The 558-nt window shown below is 21.9% G+C and carries 1 protein-coding gene; it reads left to right on the plus strand.

Features of this window, described 5'->3' with window-relative positions; translation table 4 throughout:
• On the plus strand, nucleotides 1-558 hold a 558-nt coding region (locus M0D11_RS06420), incomplete at both ends, for a hypothetical protein (RefSeq protein WP_252321154.1).

Genomic DNA, 558 nt, shown 5'->3' on the forward strand with positions numbered 1-558 from the left:
ATAAGAGGTCAAGTTAATGGTTATATTATTAATAATTTAAAATTTAAAAATTTAAGAAATTTAAATGCTCTAATGTATTTTATTTATAATTCTATGAATGAAATTCCTTTATCAATAAGAGAAACAGTTAAAATTCAATTAAATACTATACCAGTATTTGGTAGTTTTTTTAGTGGATTTACTGGTGGAATGAATATAGGATTTAAAAAAGTTTCAAATTTATTAATACCAAAATTTAATATAGTTAACTTTTTAATGAGTGCCGAATTATATAAATTTTATAGTACAGTATTATATTCAAAACAAACTGAAAAAAATATAATTCCTTATGATGTATTTAGAAATGGTACACCTGATGAAATACCAGCAATTTTAGGCACAACAAGTCATATGACAAGTTTTACATTTAATTTAACGGATAACATTAAACTTTCAACTTATGATATTGATAATAATAATATTGTTGATACTAAATATATGAACCTAGTTAATATATCGCAAAATAACCCAAATAATAGTCAGCAAATATATTTATTACCACCAGTAGAAGATTTTGAC

Source organism: Spiroplasma endosymbiont of Lariophagus distinguendus (assembly GCF_023846195.1).
Classification (GTDB): domain Bacteria; phylum Bacillota_I; class Bacilli_A; order Mycoplasmatales; family VBWQ01; genus Spiroplasma_E.